This window comes from Micromonospora sp. NPDC005163, from assembly GCF_053599835.1.
Window position 1 is genome coordinate 89,384 of record NZ_JBSFYP010000018.1, and the last position, 21,100, is coordinate 110,483.

Below are 21,100 nucleotides of genomic sequence, written 5' to 3' on the forward strand. Positions count from 1 at the left end.
ACTCAGGCGTGGAGGATGCCACGGGGCATGGACGAATGCAGCAAGCAACTCGACCGGATCGGCGGTAGCCGTCGTGCCTCCGGTCTGTATAGCTTGACTTCGACCTTCGGCGCGGAACCGTCCCCGGTGTCGAGGAATGCTCTTTCAATTACCGACGACTGACGTCCTAGAGAAGTTGGAGGGGCGTCGTGGACCTAGGCGAGATCCTCTCGGTGGCTCGCGCCCGCTGGTACATCCTCCTGCCGATGATGGTCCTGGCGGTCGGGCTCGGCATTGCCGCCTTCGTGCTGGTGCCGACCTCGTACCAGTCGACCACCACCGTCAGCCTGCTCAGCTCGCCGGTCGCGACCGATGCAGCCACGCCGGGCGAGCACAACGACAACCCGTTCCTCAACTTCAACGGTTCCCTGGTCGCCACCGCCGACTTCCTCGGTCGCAGCCTCCAATCCACCGATGCCCAGGCGGAGCTGCTCAAGATGGGGGTGACCGAGGACTTCGAGGTCGGGCTGGCCGAGGGCGCGCAGGGACCCTTCCTGACCTTCACCATCACCGGCACGGACCAGGCCCACCTGCTCGCCTCGACCGCGACGATCGCGCGGTACGCCGAGGCCAAGCTGGCGAAGATCCAGTCGGAGAACGACGTCAAGGAGCGGGACATGATCCGGATGACCGAGATCATCCCGCCACAGAAGCCCGAACCGCAGCTCAAGGACAAGCTCAAGTTGGTGATCGCGGCCGGTGGCGGCACCGCCGCGCTCGCCCTGCTGCTGACGTTCGTGGTGGAGAGCCTGGCGCGGTCCCGCCAGCGACGCCAGGAGCTGGCCGCCGCCGCCGCGCCCGCCCCGGTCGCTGCCGGCGGCTCCGCCAACGTGCCCGGCCGACCGGCCCCGGCCCGGCCCCCGCAGCGGCCGCCGAACCCCGAGCGGGACGACCGTGCCGCCCAGGGAAAGCCCGCGGTGGCCACGAACGGCGTCGAGGGTCGCGGCAATCGCGTCGGAGCCGACGAGACGGTGATCCTCAGGCGGCCCGGGACGGGGCCGGCTCCGCGGCCGGAGAGCGGGGCGTGGAAAGCCTCGCCGTCGGGGCCGCCGTCCACCACGTACCGGTCCTCGGAGAGGTCCCACCACAGAGGCCAGAATGTCGACCGGCTTAACGGAACCTAGTTTTTCCGCCGCGGTCCCGGCGCCGCGGCGAGCCAGCCGGGTCTACCTCTCCCAGCAGCGCCTCGCCAGCCTCGGACCCCATTCGCTGCTGACCCTCTACGTCGTTTTCCTGATGCTCGTGCCGTCCCGGTTGGTCTTCCCTGGCATCGGGGCAACCGGGACGGTGGCGAGCCTGTTCGTCCTCGTCGGCCTGGTGTGGTTTCTGGCCAGTTGGCTGATGCGGCGGGCTCGGCCGGCGCCGTTCACCCGGGCGCCCCGGCTCGCTCTCTTCGGCGTCGCGGTGGCCGTGCTGCTCAGCTACGTCGCCGCCGCCCGACGGGACGCGGAGCCGCTGGAGGTGAGCGCCGCCGATCGGGGGCTGATCCAGCTCCTGGTGTGGACGTCCATCGTGCTCCTCGCCACGTCGATCCGGAACTACGACCACCTCGACCGGCTGTTGCGGGTCTTCGTGCGGTGCTGCACCGTCATCGCGGTCGTCGCCCTGGGCGAGTTCGTGCTGGGGACGAGCCTGACCGCCTGGATCCAGATCCCGGGGATGTCGAGCGGCGCCCAGGAACTGGTCACCAGGGGTGCCTTCGTCCGGCCCACCGCGACCGCCGCGAACACCCTCGAACTCGCCGCCGTCATGGCCCTGGCGCTGCCGTTCGCCCTCCAGCAGGCATTCCACGGGGGTGAGCGCAAGGCGATGCGCCGCTGGTTGCCGGTCGTGCTGATCGCGATGGGCGCCATCACCACCGTCTCCCGGACCTCCGTGGTGGGTCTGGGCGTGGTGCTGCTCGTGCTCCTGCCGACCTGGAACGCGCGGCGGATCGGGTGGACGTTCGCCACCGTGCTGCCGTCGCTGGCCGTGGCGAGGCTGGCGCTGCCGGGCCTCTTCGTGACGATCATGGGCCTCTTCACCGCGATGTTGAACGGCGGCGACAACAGCACCCAGTCCCGCACCGCGACGAGCGCGGGCGTCAACGCCTACATCGTCGAGCGACTCTGGACGGGCCGGGGTTTCGGCACCTTCCTGCCGCTGATGTACCGCTACACCGACAACCAGTATTTGCTTGCCCTGTTGGAGATGGGCGTCGTCGGCGTGGTGAGCATCGTTCTCGTCTACGTCACCACGCTGCACTGCGGCGGCGCCGGCCGGCGGCGGTTCACCGATCCGGCCCGCCGGGAGACCGGCCAGGCCTTCGTAGCTGTCGGATTCGTGATGCTGGTGGTGACCTTTACCTTCGACACGCTTAGCTTCCCGATGGTGGCCGGGACGTCGTTCCTGTTTCTCGGTCTTTCGGGCGCGTACCTCGGCATCGCCCGCTCCGAGGAGTTCAAGAGGGGAGACCCGGCTCTGTGACGGACCTGAACCAGAAGGTCGCCGCGGCGACCCGATGGAGCATGATCAACACCATCGTACGTCGAGGGGGCACGTTCGCGACCGGCGTCGTGCTGGCGCGGCTGTTCTTCGGGCCGTACGAGTGGGGGCTGTACGCCGTCGGGTCGCTGGTCCTGGCGATGCTGCTCTCCCTGAACGAGATGGGCGTCAGCCTGGCCCTCGTGCGCTGGAACGGCGACATCAAGCGGTTCGCGCCGACCGTCCTGACGTTGTCGACTATCTCCAGCAGCGCCTTCTATCTCGTGCTCTTCGTCACGGCGCCGACGGTGGCGCGCCTGCTGGGGTCGCCAGAGGCGACGGCGATGCTGCGGCTGCTCTGCCTCACCGTGGTCATCGACGGCATCGCCTGTGTGCCGATCGGCAAGCTGAACCGGGAGTTCCAGCAGTTCCGGCGCACCGTTGTCGACGTCGCCAACTTCCTCGTGAACACCGCCGTCACGATCGCCCTGGCCGCCGCCGGGATGGGGGCGATAGCCTTCGCGTGGGGCTCGCTCGCGGGCAACATGGTGGCGCTGGTCGGGTTCGCGCTCTGTGCCCCCGACATGCTGCGATTCGGCTGGGACCGGACGCAGGCCGTCCGGTTGCTGCGGTTCGGGCTTCCCCTGGCGTCGGCGAGTCTGCTCACCCTCGGCATCGTCAACGTCGACTCCGTCGTCGTCGGCTCGGTGCTCGGTCCGGCCGCGCTCGGCCTGTACGCGATGGCCTTCAACATGTCGAGCTGGCCGGTCCGGATCGTGTCGGACACCGTCCGCCGGGTGTCGTACGCCGGTTTCTCCCGCCTCGCGGATTCGCCGGAGGCGTTCGCCGCCGGCTTCCAGCGGGCGCTGGCCATGGTGCTGGCCGCCGCCGTGCCCTGCTGCGTGCTGCTGGGGGTGCTCGCCGACCCGGTCGTCCGCCTGGTGTACGGCGACCAGTGGGCCGGGGCGGCGGTGGCGCTGCAGTTCCTGGTGGGGCTGGGCCTGATCCGGGTCGCCGTCGACCTGGCGTACGACTGCCTGGCCACCCGGGTGCGCAAGACCCTGATGCTGATGCAGGCCTGGTGGCTGTTCAGCCTGACTCCGGTGCTCCTGTTGTTCGCCCACCGGCTCGGCATCGCGGGCGTGGCCGCCGGGCAGGTGGTGGTGGCCGGTCTGCTCGTCACGCCGGTTTTCGTCGTGGTGCTGTCCCGGTTGGGCATCCGGCCCGCGCTGATGCTGCGCGCCTGCGTCCGGCCGGCGCTCGGCGGGGTGGCGGTGGGCGCCCTGGCCTGGGGGATGCACCTCGTCCTCGGCGGCGGCTTCCTCCCGCTGGCAATCATCGGGCTGGCCGCAGTGGCGGTCTATCTGCCCTTCGTCCGGCCGCTGCTGCGAAGCGGCCGGGCGGACCGGTCGCAACCCGGCCGCGAGGCGGAGCCTCACGGTGAAAAGCCGTTGGCGACGGTCACACGGAGCTGAGTGGAGACTCATAGATGAGTTGGGTGAAGCGGCGCCTGCGCGCCACCTTTGGCTGGCTGCCTCTCGAGGAGTTGCGCAACAAGGTGCTGCTCGGGCACACCGCGGTCGGGCTCTACCGGTTCGAACGGTCCGAGATCGCCCGGTTGCTGGCCACGCTGCCCGGCGGCGTCAAGCCCCGGGCCCTGGTGGCGACGATCGTGTTGACCTACAAACGGCCGGATGGATTGCGGCGGGCGGTGGAGTCGGTGCTGGCCCAGACCGTGACCGACCACGTCGTCATCGTGGTCGACGACGGCGGCGGCCAGATCCCCGAACTGCCGGCCGACCCCCGCCTGCACGTGGTCAGCCTGCGCCGCAACATCAACGTGCTGGGGATCAGCCGCAACATCGGGATGGGCCTGGCGGATTCCCGGTTCGTGGCGTTCCTCGACGACGACAACGCCTGGCATCCGCATCACCTGCAGACCGCGCTCGCTCGGCTGCAGGACGACGACCCGTCGCGCCCACGGCCGGACGGGGTCTACACCGCGATGCGCCGGGTGACGCCGGACGGGCTCCAGCGCGACATCCTCTCCGTGGCGTTCGACCGCAAGCTCGCCTGGGAGAAGTGCTTTTTGGATTCCAACCCCTTCGTGGCGAGACGGTCGTCGGACCTGGTGTTCAGCCGGCTGCGCCGCAGTTCCACCGTGGCGCCGAAGGAGGACTGGGAGCTGATCTACCGGTTCAGCCGGCGCCACCGGGTGGAGCACATCCCCGAGCCGACGGTCGACTACGTGATCAACCCGAACAGCTACTGGACGGCCTGGGAACGGACCTAGGTCGGGCGTGCCGGAGGGAGGTCGGGTGTCGATGCCCGGGAAGAGGCGTAGCACCGGCAGGCGTTGGCCGGTCCTGGCGGCGGCCGGCGCGCTCCTGGTCGGGGCCGCCGTCACGGTGGTGGCACTGGAACGCGGCGTGGCCGAGCCGACCGGCTGCGCGATCCCGGCGCGGTGCCAGGCGGCCACCGCTGCCGGGGCCACGTCCGCGCCGACCCGCACCACGCCGGCCACTCCCGCGCCGACCCCCACCGCGGCGGGATCCGCACCTGCCTCCGCCACGGCGCGGGCAGCCGACCCCACCGGTGGTGGCCGCTATCCCGCTCGCTTCTCAGTCGGCGCACCGGGCGTCGGGCGTTACCGGCAGTCGGACGCCCAGCTGCCCGTGCCACGCGGCTACCGGGTGTACGAACCGCACGACGGGGCCAGCAAGGAATGGGACCTGTACGACTGCAAGGGCACGGTCAACCTGGACCGGATCTACTTCCGTGCCTTCATCTACATCGGCACCGACTGCCACGGCACGGTCAACATCACGAACTCGATAATTGCCCCGCCGCCGGGCTCGGCCAACCGGGCCATCCTGGTCAACGCCAACTCTGCCGGCCGCCTCACGCTGAACATCAGGAACACGACCATCCGGCCGGAGCCGGTCGCCGGCGGGCAGCAGAACGCCGCGCTGACCGATCACGCGATCAACGACTGTGCCACCTGCACGATCCGGATCAGCGGGGTGGACGTGGCGAACACCGGCGGCATGTGCCTGTGCGGAGCCAACGTCACCATCGAGCGGAGCTGGCTCCACGACAACTACATCGCCCACCTCGCCGACCCGTCCCAGGCGCACACCGGGGGCGTCTTCCCGTACGGCGGCAGTGGACCGGTGACCATCAGCAACAGCCGCCTGGAACCGGGGGTCGACGCCTTCACCGGAAAGGAGGTGCCGGGCTACTGGAAGGCGATTACCGCAGTGTTGTTCACGCAGAGTGAGGGCACCTCCACTTTGCGGGATTACCTGGTGCGGGACAGCTTCATCTCGCTCGGCGCATTCGGCCTGTACGCCCAGGACGGGATCGGCCTGCGGCTGCGCGACAATGTCTTCGGCCCCACCCATTGGGGGCACACCAGCCAATGCGGTGCGGACTGCTCGGTCACGTATGCGGAGTGGTTCAACAATGTCGTGGGTTCGATTGACGGTACGCCCACCGGTAAGGCGGTGCCCCGACCGTCCTGACCGGATTCCGTCCGGTCGGCTGCGCGTGGCGAGCCGAGTGGCTGCGCGTCGGGAACGATCATCCGCCGAGACTCGGCGCGATACTGACCGAATGGTGTCGCGGCGCGACACCTGCAGATCTGGTATCTCCCCGGCGCTTACGTACGCTCAGTAGCGTCCGGCGGCCCTCCTTTGAGAAGCAGGCGATCTGTAATGAGGTCTCGGGTGTTTCGGGCCGCGGTAGCGGCCGCCACGGGAGCAGCCTTGGTGCTGATTCCCGCGTCAGCGAGTTCAGCCGTGTCCGATCCTTGTGGCACCGGCTCCAACCCTGTTGTCTGTGAGAACTCGAAACTGGGCACACCGCTTGACGACTGGTACGGCGAAAGTGCCTGGGGCGATATCGAGGGATTCGGCACCCGGATGAGTGTGCAGCCGGGCGAGACGCTCCAGTTGAAGGTGCAGTCCCCGACCACCTTCGAGGTCGACATCTACCGGCTCGGCTACTACGGCGGTGACGGTGCGCGGAGGATGCCGACCTCACCGACGAGCAGTTTCCCCGCCCGGACCCAGCCGGCGTGCCTGCACGACGCGGGCACCGGACTGGTGGACTGCGGCAACTGGACCACCAACGTGACCTGGACGGTGCCGTCGAACGCCGTCTCCGGGGTCTATCTCGCGACGCTCGACCAGCCCAACGGCGCGGGCTTCGCGCACGTGCCGTTCGTTGTCGTGGATCCGGCGAACCACTCCGACATCCTGGTGCAGACCTCGGACCAGACCTGGCAGGCGTACAACGACTGGGGCGGTCAGGACCTCTACGGCGGGGGCGGGCCGGCGTACGACGGCCGGGCCTACAAGGTGAGCTACAACCGTCCCATGCGGATCGCCGGGGACAACGGCGTCCTCTCGGCCGAGTACCCGATGATCTACTGGCTCGAGCGCAACGGGTACGACGTCAGTTACGCCTCGAGCATCGACGTGAGCACCAAGCCGGCGAGCCTGCTCGACCACCGGGTCTTCATGTCCTCCGGGCATGACGAGTACTGGAACCAGGCCCAGTGGAACAATGTGGTCGCCGCCCGCGAGGCCGGCGTCAACCTGGCCTTCTTCAGCGGCAACGAAATCTTTTGGCGCACCCGGCTGGAGCCGTCGGTTGCCAGCGGCGGCGGGGACAACCGCACCCTCGTCTGCTACAAGATGACCAAGATGCGGCAGAACCCGCCGAACGGGATCGCGGACCCGAGCGGGCAGTGGACCGGCACCTGGGTCGACTCGGTGGGCGCCGGCTCCGGCGGCGCCACCCCGCCCAACCAGCTGACCGGAACCATTTTCACCGTCAACGGCTACCGCAACGACGCGATCACCGTCCCGGCCGCGTACCGGAACCTTCGCCTCTGGCGGAACATCCCGTCCATCAACAACCTGGCGCCCGGGCAGGTGGCCACGTTCCCCGTCGGCACGCTCGGCTACGAGTGGGACTCCGACGTCGAGAATTCGGTCCGCCCGCCGGGCGCGGTGGCGTTCTCGTCGACGACGCTGGCCATCACCGACGGCACCTTGCTGCTAGACGAGGGGAACGACTACGGGAACGGCACGGCCACGCACAGCCTGGTGGCCTATCGCGACCAGTCCTCCGGCGCGTTGGTCTTCGGCGCGGGCACGGTGCAGTGGTCGTGGGGGTTGAGCAGCCTTCACACGATGCTGCCCTCCACCGAGGACCAGCGCATGCAGCAGGCGACCGTCAACCTCCTCGCCGACATGGACGCCCAGCCGCTGACCCGGCAGGCCAACCTCTTCGCCGCCGTCAGGTCCACCGACGCCACCGGACCGGCGGTGACCATCACCGCGCCGGCGGCCGGTAGCACCCTGGCGGTCCTCACGCCGGTGACCGTCACCGGGACCGCGACGGAGGTCGGCGGCGGCCAACTGGGCCGCGTGGAGGTCTCCACGGACGGCGGCAACACCTGGGCGGCGGCCACCGGGCAGGGAACCTGGTCCTACACGTGGACGCCGAGCACCCAGGGCACCGCACAGATCATGGTGCGGGCCTCCGACGACAGCTTGAACATCGGGGCGGTCACCACCCGGAGCGTGACCGTCGGACCGCAGCAGTGCCCCTGCACGGCGTTCCCGGCCACCGCCGTGCCGACCGGAGTCGACTCCTTCGACACCTCGCCGAACGAGCTCGGGGTGAAGTTCCGGGTCGGCGCGCCGAGCCTGGTGACCGGCGTCAAGTTCTACAAGGCCAGCACCAACACCGGCACCCACCTCGGCAAGCTCTGGACCGCCTCGGGCCAGCTGCTCGCCTCCGGGACGTTCACCGGCGAAACCGCGAGCGGTTGGCAAACCCTGACCTTCGCCAACCCCGTGCCGGTGGCCGCCAACACCACCTACGTGGCGTCGTACTACACGCCCACCGGGCACTACTCGTACACCAGCAACTACTTCGCCAACCAGGGCGCGGGGTTGACGGCCGTCCGGTTGCTGCAGTCGGGGGTGGACGGCGCGAACGGCGTCTACCGGTACGGCTCGGGCGGGGGCTTCCCGAACCTGAGCTGGAACAACACGAACTACTGGGTCGACGTCCTCGTCGACACGGTGGGGGCCGAGACCGCGCCACCGACGATCACCGCGAAGACCCCGGCGGCGGGCGCGTCCGATGTCGGGCTCAATGCCACGCCGACCGCGACCTTCAGCCACGACGTTGACCCGCAGAGCATCGAGTACTCGCTCACCTCGAGTGGCGGTTCCGTCCCGGCGGGCTTCCGCTACGACAACACCACGCGCAAGCTGACCGTCCAGCCGCAGCACGCCCTGACCCCGTCGACCACCTACACCGCCTCGGTGCGGGCGACCGACGCCTGGGGCAACACAATGGCGGCGCCGTACACCTGGACCTTCACCACCGGCACGTCGGTCAGCTGCCCCTGCTCGGTCTGGAACGACTCCGTGGTACCGGCGATCCCCAACGCCTCCGAGGTGAACTCCCTGGAGCTGGGCATGCGGATCACCTCGGCACTCGACGGCTACGTGACGGGCGTGCGGTTCTACAAGGGCAGTGCCAACACCGGCACGCACACCGGCACCCTCTGGTCGAACACCGGCGCGCAGCTCGCCACCGGGACCTTCACGAACGAGAGCAGCACCGGCTGGCAGACGCTGCTGTTCAACCAGCCGGTCGCCATCACGGCCAACACACCGTACGTGGTCTCGTACCACACGGATGTGGGTCGCTACGCCTACACGGGTAACCAGTTCACCCAACCGACGGTGTCCTACCCGCTGACGGCGATCGCCGACTCACCGAACGGCGGGAACGGCCTCTTCCGAGCCGGTTCCGGTGTCGCCTTCCCGACCTCCAGCTGGAATGCGGCGAACTACTGGGTTGATGTGGTTTTCACGACGACTCCGTGAACGGCCGCAGGCCCGCACCGGTACCGGTGCGGGCCCGCGGCACCGGGCGCGGACGGGCCAACGGAAGGGTGTCAGTGAGTACGGTCAGTGTGGTCATTCCGTGCTACCGGTACGGGGACTATCTCCAGGCATGCGTGAGCAGTGTGCTCGAAAACCAGCCTGACGTCGACGTACGCGTGCTCATCATCGATGACGCCTCGCCGGACGACTCGGCGACGAAGGCGCGTGCCATCGCGGCGGCGGACCCACGGGTCGAGGTCCGGGTCCACGAGACCAACCGTGGCCACATCGCCACCTACAACGAGGGCTTGCTGGAGTGGGCCGACGGCGACTACGCCGTGCTGCTCTCCGCCGACGACCTCCTGACGCCGGGCGCCCTGACTCGGGCGGCAGGCGTGCTGGACGCCAACCCGAACGTCGGCTTCGTCTACGGGCACCCGTTGCATTTCACCCACCCCGGTCCGCCGCCGCCGGCCCGCACCCGGGACCTGGGCCACACCGTCTGGCCGGGGCACTGGTGGCTGGAGCGACGGTTTCGCGAGGCCACCGGCTGCATCACCTCGCCCGAAGTCGTGGTGCGTACGGATCTGCAGCGCAAGGTGGGCGGCTACGATCCCGAACTGCCGCACGCCGGCGACATCGAGATGTGGATGCGGCTGGCCGCGCACGCCGACGTCGGCTATGTGCGCGGGGCGGACCAGGCGTACTACCGCCTGCACGGCGCGAACATGTCGCAGACGGACTACGCCGGCCAACTGGACGACCTGCGCCAGCGTAGGACCGCGTACGACGCGGTGATGCGGCGCTGCGGCGATCTGCTGCCCGACGCCCACCGGCTCGACGCGATGGTGCGCCGGCGCCTTGCCCGCCACGCCCTGCGGCGCGCGGTGCGGGCCTACGACCGGGGGCGCACCGCGAGCGTGCCGGAGGGCGAGCTGATCGCGTTCGCCGCGGATTGCTGGCCGGAGTACCGCGCGCTGCCGGAGTACCGCGGCCTGCGCCTGCGGAAGCGGATCGGGCCGGCCGTCATGCCGTACCTTCAGCCGCTGGTGCTCACCGCGGTCGCCGCCAAGGGCCGGGAGTGGCTCTGGTGGCAGTCGTGGAAGCGGCGCGGCATCTGACGGACCAACCCGGCCCGGGCGGTGCTACCGCCCGGGCCGTCGCTGCGGCACCACCGTCGTCGTGACGACCTTCGTCTTGACGGCGTGCTCGGCCGGCACCGATCGGACGATGACCGCGCCGGACGCGACCACCACCCCGTCACCCAGGACGACGTCCGGCTCGATGAAGATGCCTATCCCGAGGCGTACCCGGTCGCCGACCGTCACCTTCCCCGACGAGACACAGGACGGGCCGGTGGCGTTGTCGGAGCCGATCCGGCTGTGGTGGTCGAACGAGTTGTAGGCGGAGAGGAAGTTGTTGTCGCCCATCCGCACCCCGGTGCCGAGGTGCGCGAAGGCGCAGATGATGTTCCCCTGGCCGAGGACCACGTCGGTGGCGATCTTGGCGGTGGGATCGATGGCGTTCGCCAGGGGGATCCCGGCCTCCGCGCAGACCTCCCGGAAGCGACGTCGGGTCTCCACCGACGTGCCGATGGCGATGATCGCGGCGTCGTAGGCGCCCTCGGCGAAGAGCGCGGCGAGCCGGTCCGTTCCGCCGACGATCGGCACGCCGTGCACGTCTGCGCCCCACCGCTGCCGGTCGTCGTCCACGATGGCTACGGCCCGCTGCGTCGCGGATCCGGCCAGGATGTCGAGGACCTGAGTGGCACCCAGCGCCCCGCCGATGAGCAGGATGCGCTGCACCCTGGGCTCGGCCCCCAGCGGTGCCGGGAGGTCGTCGGGCCCGACACGGGTCTCCCGGGCGGCCCCCTCCACGTCCTTGACGGTGATCAGCCGTCCGAGCTGGAGGGTGGCCAGGTCGACGCCGAGTTCCGCAGCCCGCCGCACGGCCTTGACGCTCGCCCGGACGGGTGCCGGAGCCGCCGCCGCGGCCGCCGCCCGGGTCTCCCGCTCCCGCACGTACTCGGCGAGGTCGGCCGACGTCTCGAAGAGCATGGCGATCGGCTCGGCGAGGGGGACCTCCTGCAGTCGCTCGGCCAACTGCAGGACGATGCCGGCCTCGGGGGCGACGACCTCGAGCACCGCCTTGCTGGTCTCGATCTCGGCGAGCAGGGTGTCCGCCTCCACCTTGGCCCCGTCGTCGACGAACCAGGCCACGAGCACGCCGTGCTCACTGTTGACGTCGCTGGTCGGAACGATTACCGGCTTCACACTCTCTCCTCAACAGGCCCTGAACTCAGCCGGCCGCGGCGCGCAGCGCCGCCTCGATCCGGCCCTCGCCAACCAGGACCCGGCTCTCCTTGCCCTTGGCCGACGGGATGACGGTGGGCTCGCTGGCCACGACGTCGACGGGGGAACGCAGCTCCCGGAACAGCCGGCGGGAGATCGTCGCGGCCGCCTCGGTGCCCCACGACCAACGGCGGCTGCCCTCCTCCACGGTGACCAGCCGTCCGGTGACGCCGACGGAGCGCTCGACCGGCGCCCAGTCCATCGGTGCGAGCTGAGCGGGCACCAGCAGCTCGACGAAGATCTCTTCCTCGACGGCGAGCCGTTCGACCACCTTCGCGGCGAGCATGGCCTGGTATCCGTAGGCCAGCACGGTCACCGCGCACTCCTCGCGGGGCACCGCGGAGAGGCACACCGTCGGCAGCATGCCGGGGCTGGCGTCCCGCGTCGCCAGCAGGTCGCCCCACCGACCGTCCTCGGGCACGGTCAGGTGCTGCGGGTAGAGCAGCTTGTGCTCCACGTAGAGGACCGGGCTGTCCTGGCTGAGGAACTCGTCGAAGACCGTCCGGGGATCGTGCAGCAGCGACGCGGCGACCACCCGCAGATGCGGCACGCCGAGGAAGTGCTTTTCCAGGCTCTGGCTGTGCGTCGGACCGTATCCCCGGTGGCCGCCGGAGGGGGCGCGCATGATGACCGGGCAGGTCGCCTGGCCGGCGTACATCGCCTGGTACTTGGCGATGTGGTTGACCACCTGATCGAAGACGAGGGTGAGGAAGTCCCCGAACATGATCTCGGCGATGGGCCGGTAGCCGGCCAGGGCCAGCCCGGCGGAGATCCCGGCAATTGCCCCCTCGCTGATCGGCGTCGTGCGGACCCGGTCCGGGAAGGCGGTGGAGAGCCCGCGGGTCACCTTGAACGCTCCGCCGTACGGGTCGGCGATGTCCTCACCGAGCACGAGCACCCGGGGGTCGGCGGTGAGGCAGGCGCGCAACGTCTCGTTCAACTCCTTGGCGAAGATCACCGCAGCGCCCTCGCGGTCGCGACCACCTGGGCCAGCGCGGTCTCCACCTCGCCGTCGACGATCCGCCGTTCGTCGTCGCGCAGCCGTCGACCGTGGACCAGCAACGGCTCGACGGCCCACCGGGCGGCGATCTCCTCGGCGGGACGTTCGTCGTCGCTCTTGGAGTGGTGGCACAGCCGGTAGGTGTGGATCAGCAGGACCCGGGGACCGGCTCCGCCGCGGACCGCGTCGACCTCCGCCCCGGCGGCCGCGCGCAACTCCAGCACGTCGGTGCTGTCGATCTCGCGTACCGGGATGCCGAAGGCCTCGAACCGGCCCGGCATGCTGCCCGCCAGGTTGGCCTCGATCGGCGTGCTCTGCGCCCACTGATTGTCCTCGCAGACCACGAGGAGCGGCAGCCGCCAGAGCGCGGCGATGTTCAACGTCTCGTAGAGCGACCCCTCGCCCAGGGTGCCGTCGCCGATGAACACAACGCTCACCCGGCGGCTGCCGTCGAGCTGGCCGGCGAGGGCGATCCCGGCGGCGGCCGGGACGATGCCGCCCTGGACGCCGTTGGACTTGAAGCCGGGCGCGCAGATGTGCTGGCTACCGCCGATGCCCCGACACATCCCGGCCTCCTTGCCCATGATCTCGGCGAGCAGCCCGAGCGCGTCGCCGGTGCGGGCGAGGTAGTGACCGTGGCACCGGTGGTTGCTGAACACGTGGTCCTCCTCGACCAGGTGCTCCATCACCGCCACCGCGTCGGCCTCCTGACCGATGCACGCGTGTGTCGTGCCATTTAGGACGCCCTCTTCAAAGAGCGAGAGCAGGGTTTCCTCGAAGCGGCGGATAAAGCGCATGCGCCGGTAGAGCCGACGCTCGTCGGATTCGCCGGGTAATCCGCTGAGCCGTTCGTCGACAGGACCAGGAACGTACGGAGAGGCGATGCCATCAGCACCAGCCGCCGGCCGGAGATCAGGTTCGGCGAGATTCACGCCGCGCCATGTGGTTGCCGTCGACACTGTCCGCCTTCCTTTTCCGCACGGCACGCTCCGTGCCATGGGGCACAATGACCCGGGCCTGCCGCAGCCACGTTACCGGGCTTCGTCCATTCGACGGGAGAAACCTTTATCCATCCCGTGTCGACGGGGATCTCGGGAATCCGACTGAATGGACAACTGCCCGTGGCCGTGCGGCGGCTTCGCCGCGCCGCCGTCGCTGGCACACTAGCCCAGTCGGTATGGCCTGGGGCGTGACGAGAACCGTTCTGCCGGATACCCGTCACGGTCCTTCCGCCGCCCGCATCGCTTGGTAGCTTGCCTGCCGGGTCGGCCGGTACGAACGCCAGCCGCACCGATCGTCACCCGCACCGACCGGTTGCCGACCGAGGCTCCGGGCCGTCCGGTCACCGTCGGGTCCGCCCGGTCGCTGATCGACCCCTGCCCGCCGCGATCGCGGCAGATGGAGTAGCGCCAGATGATTCCACTCGTCGACCTGCGGGCCGCCCACGTCGAAGTGGCCGAGGAGGTCAGCACCGGCTTCAAGCGCGTCATCGAGAACACGGCGTTCGTCGGCGGCGAGGAGGTCGCGGCCTTCGAGCGGGAGTTCGCTACGTTCTCGGGCGTCCAGCATTGCGTCGGGGTTGCCAACGGCACGGACGCAGTCGAGCTGGCCCTGCGGGCGACCGGCGTGCGGGCCGGGGACGAGGTGGTGCTGCCGGCGAACACGTTCGTCGCGACCGCCGAGGCCGTGGCCCGGATCGGGGCTCGCGTCGTGCTCGTCGACATCGACCCGGCGACCTACCTCGTCGACGTCGACGCCGCCCTGGCCGCCGTCGGCCCGGCCACCCGGGCGGTGGTCCCCGTCCACCTCTACGGGCAGCTCGCCCCGGTCGAGCGGCTCCGCGCCGGACTCGCCGGCCGCGGCGTCGCGATCGTGGAGGACGCCGCGCAGTGCCAGGGTGCCACCCGCACCGGCGCCGGAGCCGGCACCGGCGGCGTCGCGGCCACCAGCTTCTACCCGGGCAAGAATCTGGGGGCGTACGGTGATGCCGGGGCGGTGCTGACGGACGACGCCGGCCTGGCCACGGTGGTACGCACCCTGGGCAGTCACGGCGGCCTGGCGAAGTACGTCCACGAGTTGATCGGGGTCAACAGCCGGCTCGACGCGCTGCAGGCGGTGGTGCTGCGGGCCAAGCTGACCCGCCTGGCCGCGTGGAACGACGCCCGCCGGGCCGCGGCTGCTCGCTACGACGAACTGCTCGCGTCCCTTGACGTGACGCGTCCCGTCGTTTTCGCCGGGAACGAGCACGTGTGGCACCTCTACGTGGTGCGGATCCCCGGGGGCGCCGGGCGCCGCGACGAGGTCCTGCGGCGGCTGAACGAGGCCGGCGTGGGCGCGGGCATCCACTACCCCTGTCCGGTCCACCTGACGCCGGCGTTCGCGGACCTGCCGTACGGTCCGGGCAGCTTCCCGCATGCCGAGCGGGCGGCCACCGAGATCCTGTCCCTGCCGCTGTTCCCGCAGATCACCGCCGACCAGCAGGCAACCGTCGCGCGCGCGCTCGCGGCCGCGCTGCGGTCAGTGGCCTGACGCGACCCCGCCATGTACGTATCGGTCCGGGACCGCCCAGGCGCGGATCCGGCCGGCGAGCGCGGCAGCAGGCTGCCCCGGGTCGGCGCCACCGTGGTGCTGCTCGGCGTCGTCAGCCTGCTCACCGACGTCTCGTCGGAGATGGTCGCTGCGGTGCTGCCGGTCTATCTCACCGCCGAGCTCGGGCTCGGTGTGCTGGCGTACGGCCTGGTCGACGGGCTCTACCAGGGCGCCAGCGCGCTGGTCAGAATCCTCGGCGGGTATGTCGGCGACCGGTCCGACCGGCCGAAGTGGGTCGCCACCGCCGGCTACGTCCTCTCGGCGGCGAGCCGGCTGGCCATGCTGCCCGCGCACGGGCTCGGCGCGGTCACCGCGGTGGTGACCGCGGATCGGCTGGGCAAGGGGCTGCGTACGGCGCCACGGGACGCGCTCATCGCGGATGCGTCGGATCCGCGCACGCTGGGCCGCTCGTTCGGCGTCCACCGGACCCTGGACACCATCGGAGCGGCCGCCGGCCCATTGGTGGCGTTCTCGCTGCTGTGGTTCCTGCCAGGGGGCTACTCGGCGGTATTCGTCGCGTCGTTCGCGTTCGCCGTGCTGGGCGTCGCCGTCATGGTCCTCTTCGTGCCGGACCGGCGCCGCCGACCGACGGCGGCCCTGCCGGTACGGCGGGTGCTCCGGGAACTGACCGGTCCCCGGCTCCGGCGTCCGCTGATCGCCGCCGGCGTGCTGGGCCTGTTCACGATCGGCGACGGGTTCGTCTACCTGTCCCTGCAGGATCGCGACCAGTTCGCGGCGAGCTATTTCCCGCTGCTGTTCGTCGGCACGAACGTCGCCTATCTCGCCTTGGCGATCCCGCTGGGCCGCCTCGCCGACCGGGTCGGGCGCTCGCGCGTCTTCGTCGGGGGCCACCTGGCGCTGCTCGTCGCGTACCTGGTCGCCGCCGCGCCGCTGGGCGGCCTGGGGGTGACGGCTACGGCCCTGGTTCTGCTGGGTACGTTCTACGCCGCGACCGACGGCGTGCTCGCCGCGCTGGTCAGCCGCAGAGTGGCCAGCGACGCGCGGGGGAGCGGTATCGCCGCCGCCCAGACCGTCGTCGTGATCGCACGGTTCGCCGGCGCGCTCGCCTTCGGCAGTCTGTGGCAGCTGTTGGGCCGCCAGGCGGCACTCTGTCTGTTGGCCGGCCTGTTGATGACGGGAGTGGTGATGGCCGCTTTGCTGCTGTCGGGGCAGGACCGCCTCGATCCCGTGGCGGTGCCCGGCGTCGACGCGGCGGCGGAGGATCAGCGATGAGCGGGCGGGTACGCCTCTGGACCCTGGCCGTCATCGTCCTGGTCACCCTGCTCGGCACGGTCGGCTACATCTACTCCGTCCGTCGGGAGCAGAGCCAGGTCGTGGCGACGGCGCCGCAGATGCCCACCGGTCCGGACCTCACGGCGGTGACCGCCGACGCCCATGTCGCTTTCCGCAGCACCGCGGCCGGTAACGACTACGGCCGGGTGGCGGTGGTCCCGCTCAGCGACCCGGCCGGGCCCCGAACGTTCACCCCGGCCGCCTGCGACCGCGTCTACGCCCGGCGCGGCGAGGCGGTGTGCCTGTACGCCAGGCCCGGCCTGGTCACCACGTACCGCGCCCAGGTTCTCGGTCCCGACTGGAGGGTCATCCGCGAGCTGCCGCTCTCCGGCGTGCCGAGCCGCACCCGGCTGTCGCGTGACGGGTCGCTCGTGGCGACGACCACCTTCGTCGCTGGGCACAGCTACTCCACCCCCGGCCAGTTCTCCACCGAGACTCTCGTGACCAGGGTTGCCGACGGGCATTCCACCAACATCGAGCACTTCCAGCTGATCGTCGACGGCAGGAGGGTGACGACCGCGGACCGCAATCTCTGGGGGGTCACGTTCGCCGACGGGGACACCTTCTACGCGACGGCGGCGTCGGGCGGCCGGACCTGGCTGGTCCGGGGCAGCCTTCGCGAACAGCGACTCGTCGCGCTTCGAAAGGACGCGGAGTGCCCCTCGCTCTCGCCGGACGGCACCCGGATCGCGGTCAAGACGCGGGCCGGCCAGGCGCCGGGGCACTGGCGGATCGCGGTGTACGACCTCGCCACCGCCAGGTCGACCATCCTGTCCGAGCAGCGCAGCGTGGACGACCAGATCGAGTGGCTCGACGACCGCCGGGTGATCTACGGCCTGCCGCGCAGCGGGGAGGGACCGTCGACGAGCGACCTCTGGGTCGTGCGCGCGGACGGCGGTGGGATTGCCGAGTTGTTCATCCGCGATGCCTGGTCGCCGGCGGTCGTGCGGTAGTCGCCTCCTCCGCCCCGACCGCGGCGGGGACCTTCCCGGTCGCCGGCTCCGGCGCTCGTTGGGGGACCTCCGTCGTGGTGTCACGACGGCGTGGCGACCAGGCCTTCAGCGCCATCGCCGGCCGCTCCACCAGGTGCCAGGATCCAACGGCGAGCGCGACCGTGGCGACGGTGCAGATCGCGACGTAGGGAACCAGGCCGAGCCGCGGCACGCCCACCAGGGCCAGGAGTTGCTGGACCGGGAAGGCGTAGATGTAGCAGCCGTAGGAGTAGTCGTGCCGGCGGCCGACCCGGCGGGTCCAGCGCGGCAGGCGGACCGCCAGCCACAGGACGAGGTAGGCGAAGGCGGGGTAGCCCAGCACCGCGAACGCGCCGAACTGAGTGGTGGCGAGCACGACCGCGGCGGCGGCGACGGCGAGGCCGTCGTGCAGGACGAGCCGCTCCCGGTAGAGCTGGCACACGGCGCCCAGGAGGAAGACGTAGGTCAGGTAGACGAGGGAGTAGCTGTCCAGCCCGCTGACCCCGAAGACCGGGCCGTGCACGCCCTGCGGCCCCGGGATCTCCGGTGCCCGGAGCAGGTCGTGCAGCAGGACGCCGGCCCCGGCCAGCGCGAGGATCGTCACGAGCCACCGGGCCCGGCGCAGCACACCGACGGCCGCCAACCCGGCGACCAGGAGGTAGCAGAGCACCTCGTAGATGAGGCTCCAGAGCGAGCCGTCGAAGACCGACGTGCCGGTGCGCTGCCCGTACGGGGTGTCCAGCAGCAGGCCGGAGATGCCGTACTGCCCGATCGCGATGAAGGCGTTGCTGACGACGTACTGGAACGGTCCGTCGGAGGCGGCGAAGAGGCCGTGGAGCGTGCCGCGCTCCCACAGGGACACGATCGGGGCGAAGACGAAGGCCGTCACCACGAGGCACACCCACAGGCCCGGAAGGATCCGGAGGCCACGGTGCCAGAGGTATCGAAGCACCGGAACCCGGGTGCCGCTGCGGGTGATGAGAAAGCCGGAGATGACGAAGAAGCCCAGGATTCCGATCTCGCCGAGCGCCGTCTGGCCGTTCGTGCGGCCGGCGCCCGGGTCGTCCGCGCCGAAGCCGAGCGGCAGTGAATGGGACACGAGCACGGCGAAGGCGAACATCAGCCGGAGAAAGCCGAAGCTGTTGTCCGCCGACGCACAGGCAGCGGCGAGGGTCTGCCTCGCCCGGATTCCGGCCACCACGGCGAAAGTCAACCACGGCGGGGGAGCAGGGTAGCTTTTTTCCTTGGTCGGGAAGTCGACACCGACATGCCGGAAATCTGTTACCCCATATGGCCTTTGCCGTATTGGTACTGCTTTCCTTGGGTGTTGACGGAGATTACGCTGGCCGCCATGTCTGCCCAAGGTGAGATCGCAACGCCGCCCACGGTGCTGCCGAGATGAAGTCGTTCCTCGCCGTCTCGTACGCCCCGGGCAGGCTGACCGCGACCGAGGAGGCGTCCCGGGCCGACGCTCTCACCCGCCTCGGTGCCGACGCGCGGATACTGTCCACCGAGGACGGCTGGCTCGCCTTCCAGGGCGCGGACCCGGGCGATCGGGTCGACGACAGCGGCAACGCCTTCACACTGCGCCTGGGCCGGGCGGCTCGTACCCGGACCGCCGATGTCGCCACCGCCGAGTTGGCCGAGCAGTTGGGCCGGGGCACGAAGGCGGACGGCGCCGCGCTCGCCGCGCTGGTGCCCCCGTTCGCCGCGGCGCACCGCTCCGGGCCCGGCGAGCCGATCGTGGCGGCCACGGACTGGCTCGGCTTCCGGCAGCTCTTCTGGTGGCAGGGCGATGGTGTGGCCGCGGTGTCGACGAGTGCGCTCGCGCTCGGCGCGCTGGCCGGGGCGGGGCTGGACCACGGCGCGCTCGGCCTGCAGGGCCTGGTGGGCTGGCAGGTGGGGCTCGGCACGGTCTTCGCGCAGGTCGAGAAGGTGCCCGCCGGATGCTTGGCGGTGCTGGACGCGGGCCGGGTGGAGACGCACCGCTACGTGGAGCAGTCGCTCGCCCTGGACGGCCCGGCACCGTCCCTGCCCGAGGTCGCCGACGAGATGGCCGGGATGCTGCGGGAGTTCCTCGGGGCCTACCTCGCTGACCATCCCAGCACCGTGCTCCAGTTGACCGGTGGCCAGGACACCCGCGTCCTGCTCGCGGCGCTGTCCCCGGAGACTCGCCGAGGGCTGCGCGCGCTCACCCTGGATGTGCGGGGCGGCTCGGACGCCACGCTGGCCCAGCGGCTGAGCGCGCTGGGTGGGCTGGATCTGCATGTCCACTGGCTGGACGAGCAGCCACCGGTCACGCCGGCCGCGGCGCACTCCGCGGCGCTACAAGCGGCGGCGGCGCTGGACTGCATGGCCAGCCCGCTGGCCCTGGCCCCGTTGCTCCTCGCCGAGGGCCACCTCGAGCAGGGGCATCGCCTCTCCGGCCTCGGCGGGGAAGCCTGCCGCGGGTTCTACTACTTCGGCCAGCCCCGCGACGCGACCACCTCGCCCCACCTGATCGGCCAGTTGGCGAACTGGCGCCTCTACGCGAACGAGGCCGTCGACGCCCGCGCACTCGAACCGGGCTTCGTGGCCGCCGCGCGCACCGACGCGCTCGAACGGATCACGGCATCCTTCGACGGCGCTCCGCCGCAATGGCTGCAGGCCACCGACTACTTCTATCTCTACCAGCGCATGCAGCGATGGGCGGGAGCGCATGGCTCGGTCGCGGCCGTCAACCGCTTCTTCATCAACCCGATGTTCGATCGCCGCTTCATCCAGTTGGCGCACTCCGTGTCGCCCGACCAGAAGGGGAGCGGCCTGCTGACCGGGCAGCTCATCCACCGGCTCGATGCCGAACTGGCCGCGGTGCCGCTGGATTCCGGGCTGGTTCCCGCCCGGTTGGGGCAACGCGGCATCCGTGACCGCGCGGCGGCGGCCCGGGTCACCGCGCGGAAGCTGTCCGGCAAGGTACGGCAGCGGCTGCGCCATTCCGGCCGGGCGCAGCTGGGCGCGGCCGAGGTGGCGGCGCTCGTGGTCGAGCACTGGCGCAGCGAGCCGGACGTCCTCGCACCGCTTCGGACCACCGGCATCGTCCGGGACGCATGGCTGGACGAGTTGCTGGCGGGGCGGCGGGAGTGCGCCCCTGCCACGGTGGCCTTCCTGACCAACCTCGTGGTCGCCACCGCGCCGCAGCCCGTCACCTGAGGTCACCTGCCCGCCGACGTGCGGCGCACCGTGACCCGACAGCGGAGCCCGCTCCTCCCGACACCGGGAGGAGCCCCTCGCTCACGCCGTCCGCGCAGGTCACCCATGGTCCAACGTCGATACCGGTGACTTAGCGGCATTTCGATCGTTGTGTTGGTGTGTCCCGTGCAGGGGTTGTCAGGCGAGCATCCTCCCGGATCGCCCGGCGAACGCGGTGCTGAGCCCAACGCCTTCGCCGCCCCCGTGAACCGTGCGGCGGGCCCCCGCGCGCGTCCGCCGCTGGCCAGG

General features: G+C 70.7%; 15 protein-coding genes. 11 read left to right on the top strand and 4 right to left on the bottom strand.

Annotated elements, in window-relative coordinates; genetic code table 11:
* Positions 1-188: 188 nt before the first annotated feature.
* From ACWD6N_RS15090 to ACWD6N_RS15120, 7 genes are all read left to right on the top strand, one after another.
* On the top strand, positions 189-1,163 hold the full coding sequence (locus tag ACWD6N_RS15090) for a YveK family protein (RefSeq protein WP_387325585.1): 975 nt from the start codon (positions 189-191) through the stop codon (positions 1,161-1,163).
* Entirely contained in the window at positions 1,138-2,505 is a 1,368-nt protein-coding gene (locus ACWD6N_RS15095; protein ID WP_354964306.1) for an O-antigen ligase family protein, read from the top strand. Before ACWD6N_RS15090 ends, ACWD6N_RS15095 begins: the two co-directional genes overlap by 26 nt.
* Entirely contained in the window at positions 2,502-3,977 is a 1,476-nt protein-coding gene (locus ACWD6N_RS15100; RefSeq protein ID WP_354964307.1) for an oligosaccharide flippase family protein, read from the top strand. The genes ACWD6N_RS15095 and ACWD6N_RS15100 overlap by 4 nt, the downstream gene beginning before the upstream one ends.
* Positions 3,978-3,991: 14 nt before the next feature.
* A complete protein-coding gene (locus tag ACWD6N_RS15105) occupies positions 3,992-4,795 on the top strand; it encodes a glycosyltransferase family 2 protein (RefSeq protein ID WP_354964308.1) in 804 nt (267 codons plus the stop codon).
* 25 nt (positions 4,796-4,820) lie between these two features.
* Positions 4,821-6,026, top strand: coding sequence for a hypothetical protein (locus tag ACWD6N_RS15110; protein ID WP_387325580.1), 1,206 nt, complete (start codon positions 4,821-4,823; stop codon positions 6,024-6,026).
* A 399-nt stretch (positions 6,027-6,425) separates the two neighbouring features.
* Positions 6,426-9,419, top strand: a complete 2,994-nt coding sequence (locus ACWD6N_RS15115; RefSeq protein ID WP_387325577.1) for a N,N-dimethylformamidase beta subunit family domain-containing protein — start codon at positions 6,426-6,428, stop codon at positions 9,417-9,419.
* Between the two features lie 74 nt (positions 9,420-9,493).
* Positions 9,494-10,540 carry a glycosyltransferase family 2 protein gene (locus ACWD6N_RS15120; RefSeq protein ID WP_387325574.1) on the top strand — a complete coding sequence of 349 codons (1,047 nt, stop codon included), beginning with the start codon at positions 9,494-9,496 and terminating at the stop codon, positions 10,538-10,540.
* Positions 10,541-10,564: 24 nt separating this feature from the next.
* On the opposite strand, the gene ACWD6N_RS15125 is transcribed toward ACWD6N_RS15120, so the two are convergent.
* The 3 genes from ACWD6N_RS15125 to ACWD6N_RS15135 are packed head-to-tail and all read right to left on the bottom strand — an operon-like array spanning position 10,565 to position 13,729.
* Complete coding sequence (locus ACWD6N_RS15125; RefSeq protein ID WP_387325572.1) at positions 10,565-11,692, bottom strand: biotin/lipoyl-containing protein; 1,128 nt, start codon at positions 11,690-11,692, stop codon at positions 10,565-10,567.
* A gap of 25 nt (positions 11,693-11,717) precedes the next feature.
* Complete coding sequence (locus ACWD6N_RS15130) at positions 11,718-12,728, bottom strand: alpha-ketoacid dehydrogenase subunit beta (RefSeq protein ID WP_387325569.1); 1,011 nt, start codon at positions 12,726-12,728, stop codon at positions 11,718-11,720.
* Positions 12,725-13,729, bottom strand: a complete 1,005-nt coding sequence (locus tag ACWD6N_RS15135) for a thiamine pyrophosphate-dependent dehydrogenase E1 component subunit alpha (RefSeq protein WP_450004919.1) — start codon at positions 13,727-13,729, stop codon at positions 12,725-12,727. Before ACWD6N_RS15135 ends, ACWD6N_RS15130 begins: the two co-directional genes overlap by 4 nt.
* Before the next feature lie 454 nt (positions 13,730-14,183).
* Here ACWD6N_RS15135 and ACWD6N_RS15140 point away from each other — a divergent pair, with 454 nt between their 5' ends.
* From ACWD6N_RS15140 to ACWD6N_RS15150, 3 genes are read left to right on the top strand one after another with little or no spacing between them, the layout of a single operon-like run.
* On the top strand, positions 14,184-15,299 hold the full coding sequence (locus ACWD6N_RS15140) for a DegT/DnrJ/EryC1/StrS family aminotransferase (protein ID WP_387325563.1): 1,116 nt from the start codon (positions 14,184-14,186) through the stop codon (positions 15,297-15,299).
* 12 nt (positions 15,300-15,311) lie between these two features.
* Positions 15,312-16,592 (top strand): MFS transporter, encoded by a 1,281-nt coding sequence (locus tag ACWD6N_RS15145; RefSeq protein ID WP_387325560.1) that lies wholly within the window; start codon positions 15,312-15,314, stop codon positions 16,590-16,592.
* Positions 16,589-17,605 carry a TolB-like translocation protein gene (locus tag ACWD6N_RS15150; protein WP_387325558.1) on the top strand — a complete coding sequence of 339 codons (1,017 nt, stop codon included), beginning with the start codon at positions 16,589-16,591 and terminating at the stop codon, positions 17,603-17,605. Before ACWD6N_RS15145 ends, ACWD6N_RS15150 begins: the two co-directional genes overlap by 4 nt.
* Here the strand turns inward: ACWD6N_RS15150 and ACWD6N_RS15155 are convergent.
* Complete coding sequence (locus ACWD6N_RS15155) at positions 17,568-18,824, bottom strand: acyltransferase family protein (RefSeq protein WP_387325555.1); 1,257 nt, start codon at positions 18,822-18,824, stop codon at positions 17,568-17,570. The genes ACWD6N_RS15150 and ACWD6N_RS15155 overlap by 38 nt on opposite strands.
* A 197-nt stretch (positions 18,825-19,021) precedes the next feature.
* On the opposite strand from ACWD6N_RS15155, the gene ACWD6N_RS15160 reads away from it, so the two are divergent.
* Positions 19,022-20,812 (top strand): hypothetical protein, encoded by a 1,791-nt coding sequence (locus ACWD6N_RS15160; RefSeq protein ID WP_449938850.1) that lies wholly within the window; start codon positions 19,022-19,024, stop codon positions 20,810-20,812.
* Positions 20,813-21,100: the final 288 nt, after the last annotated feature.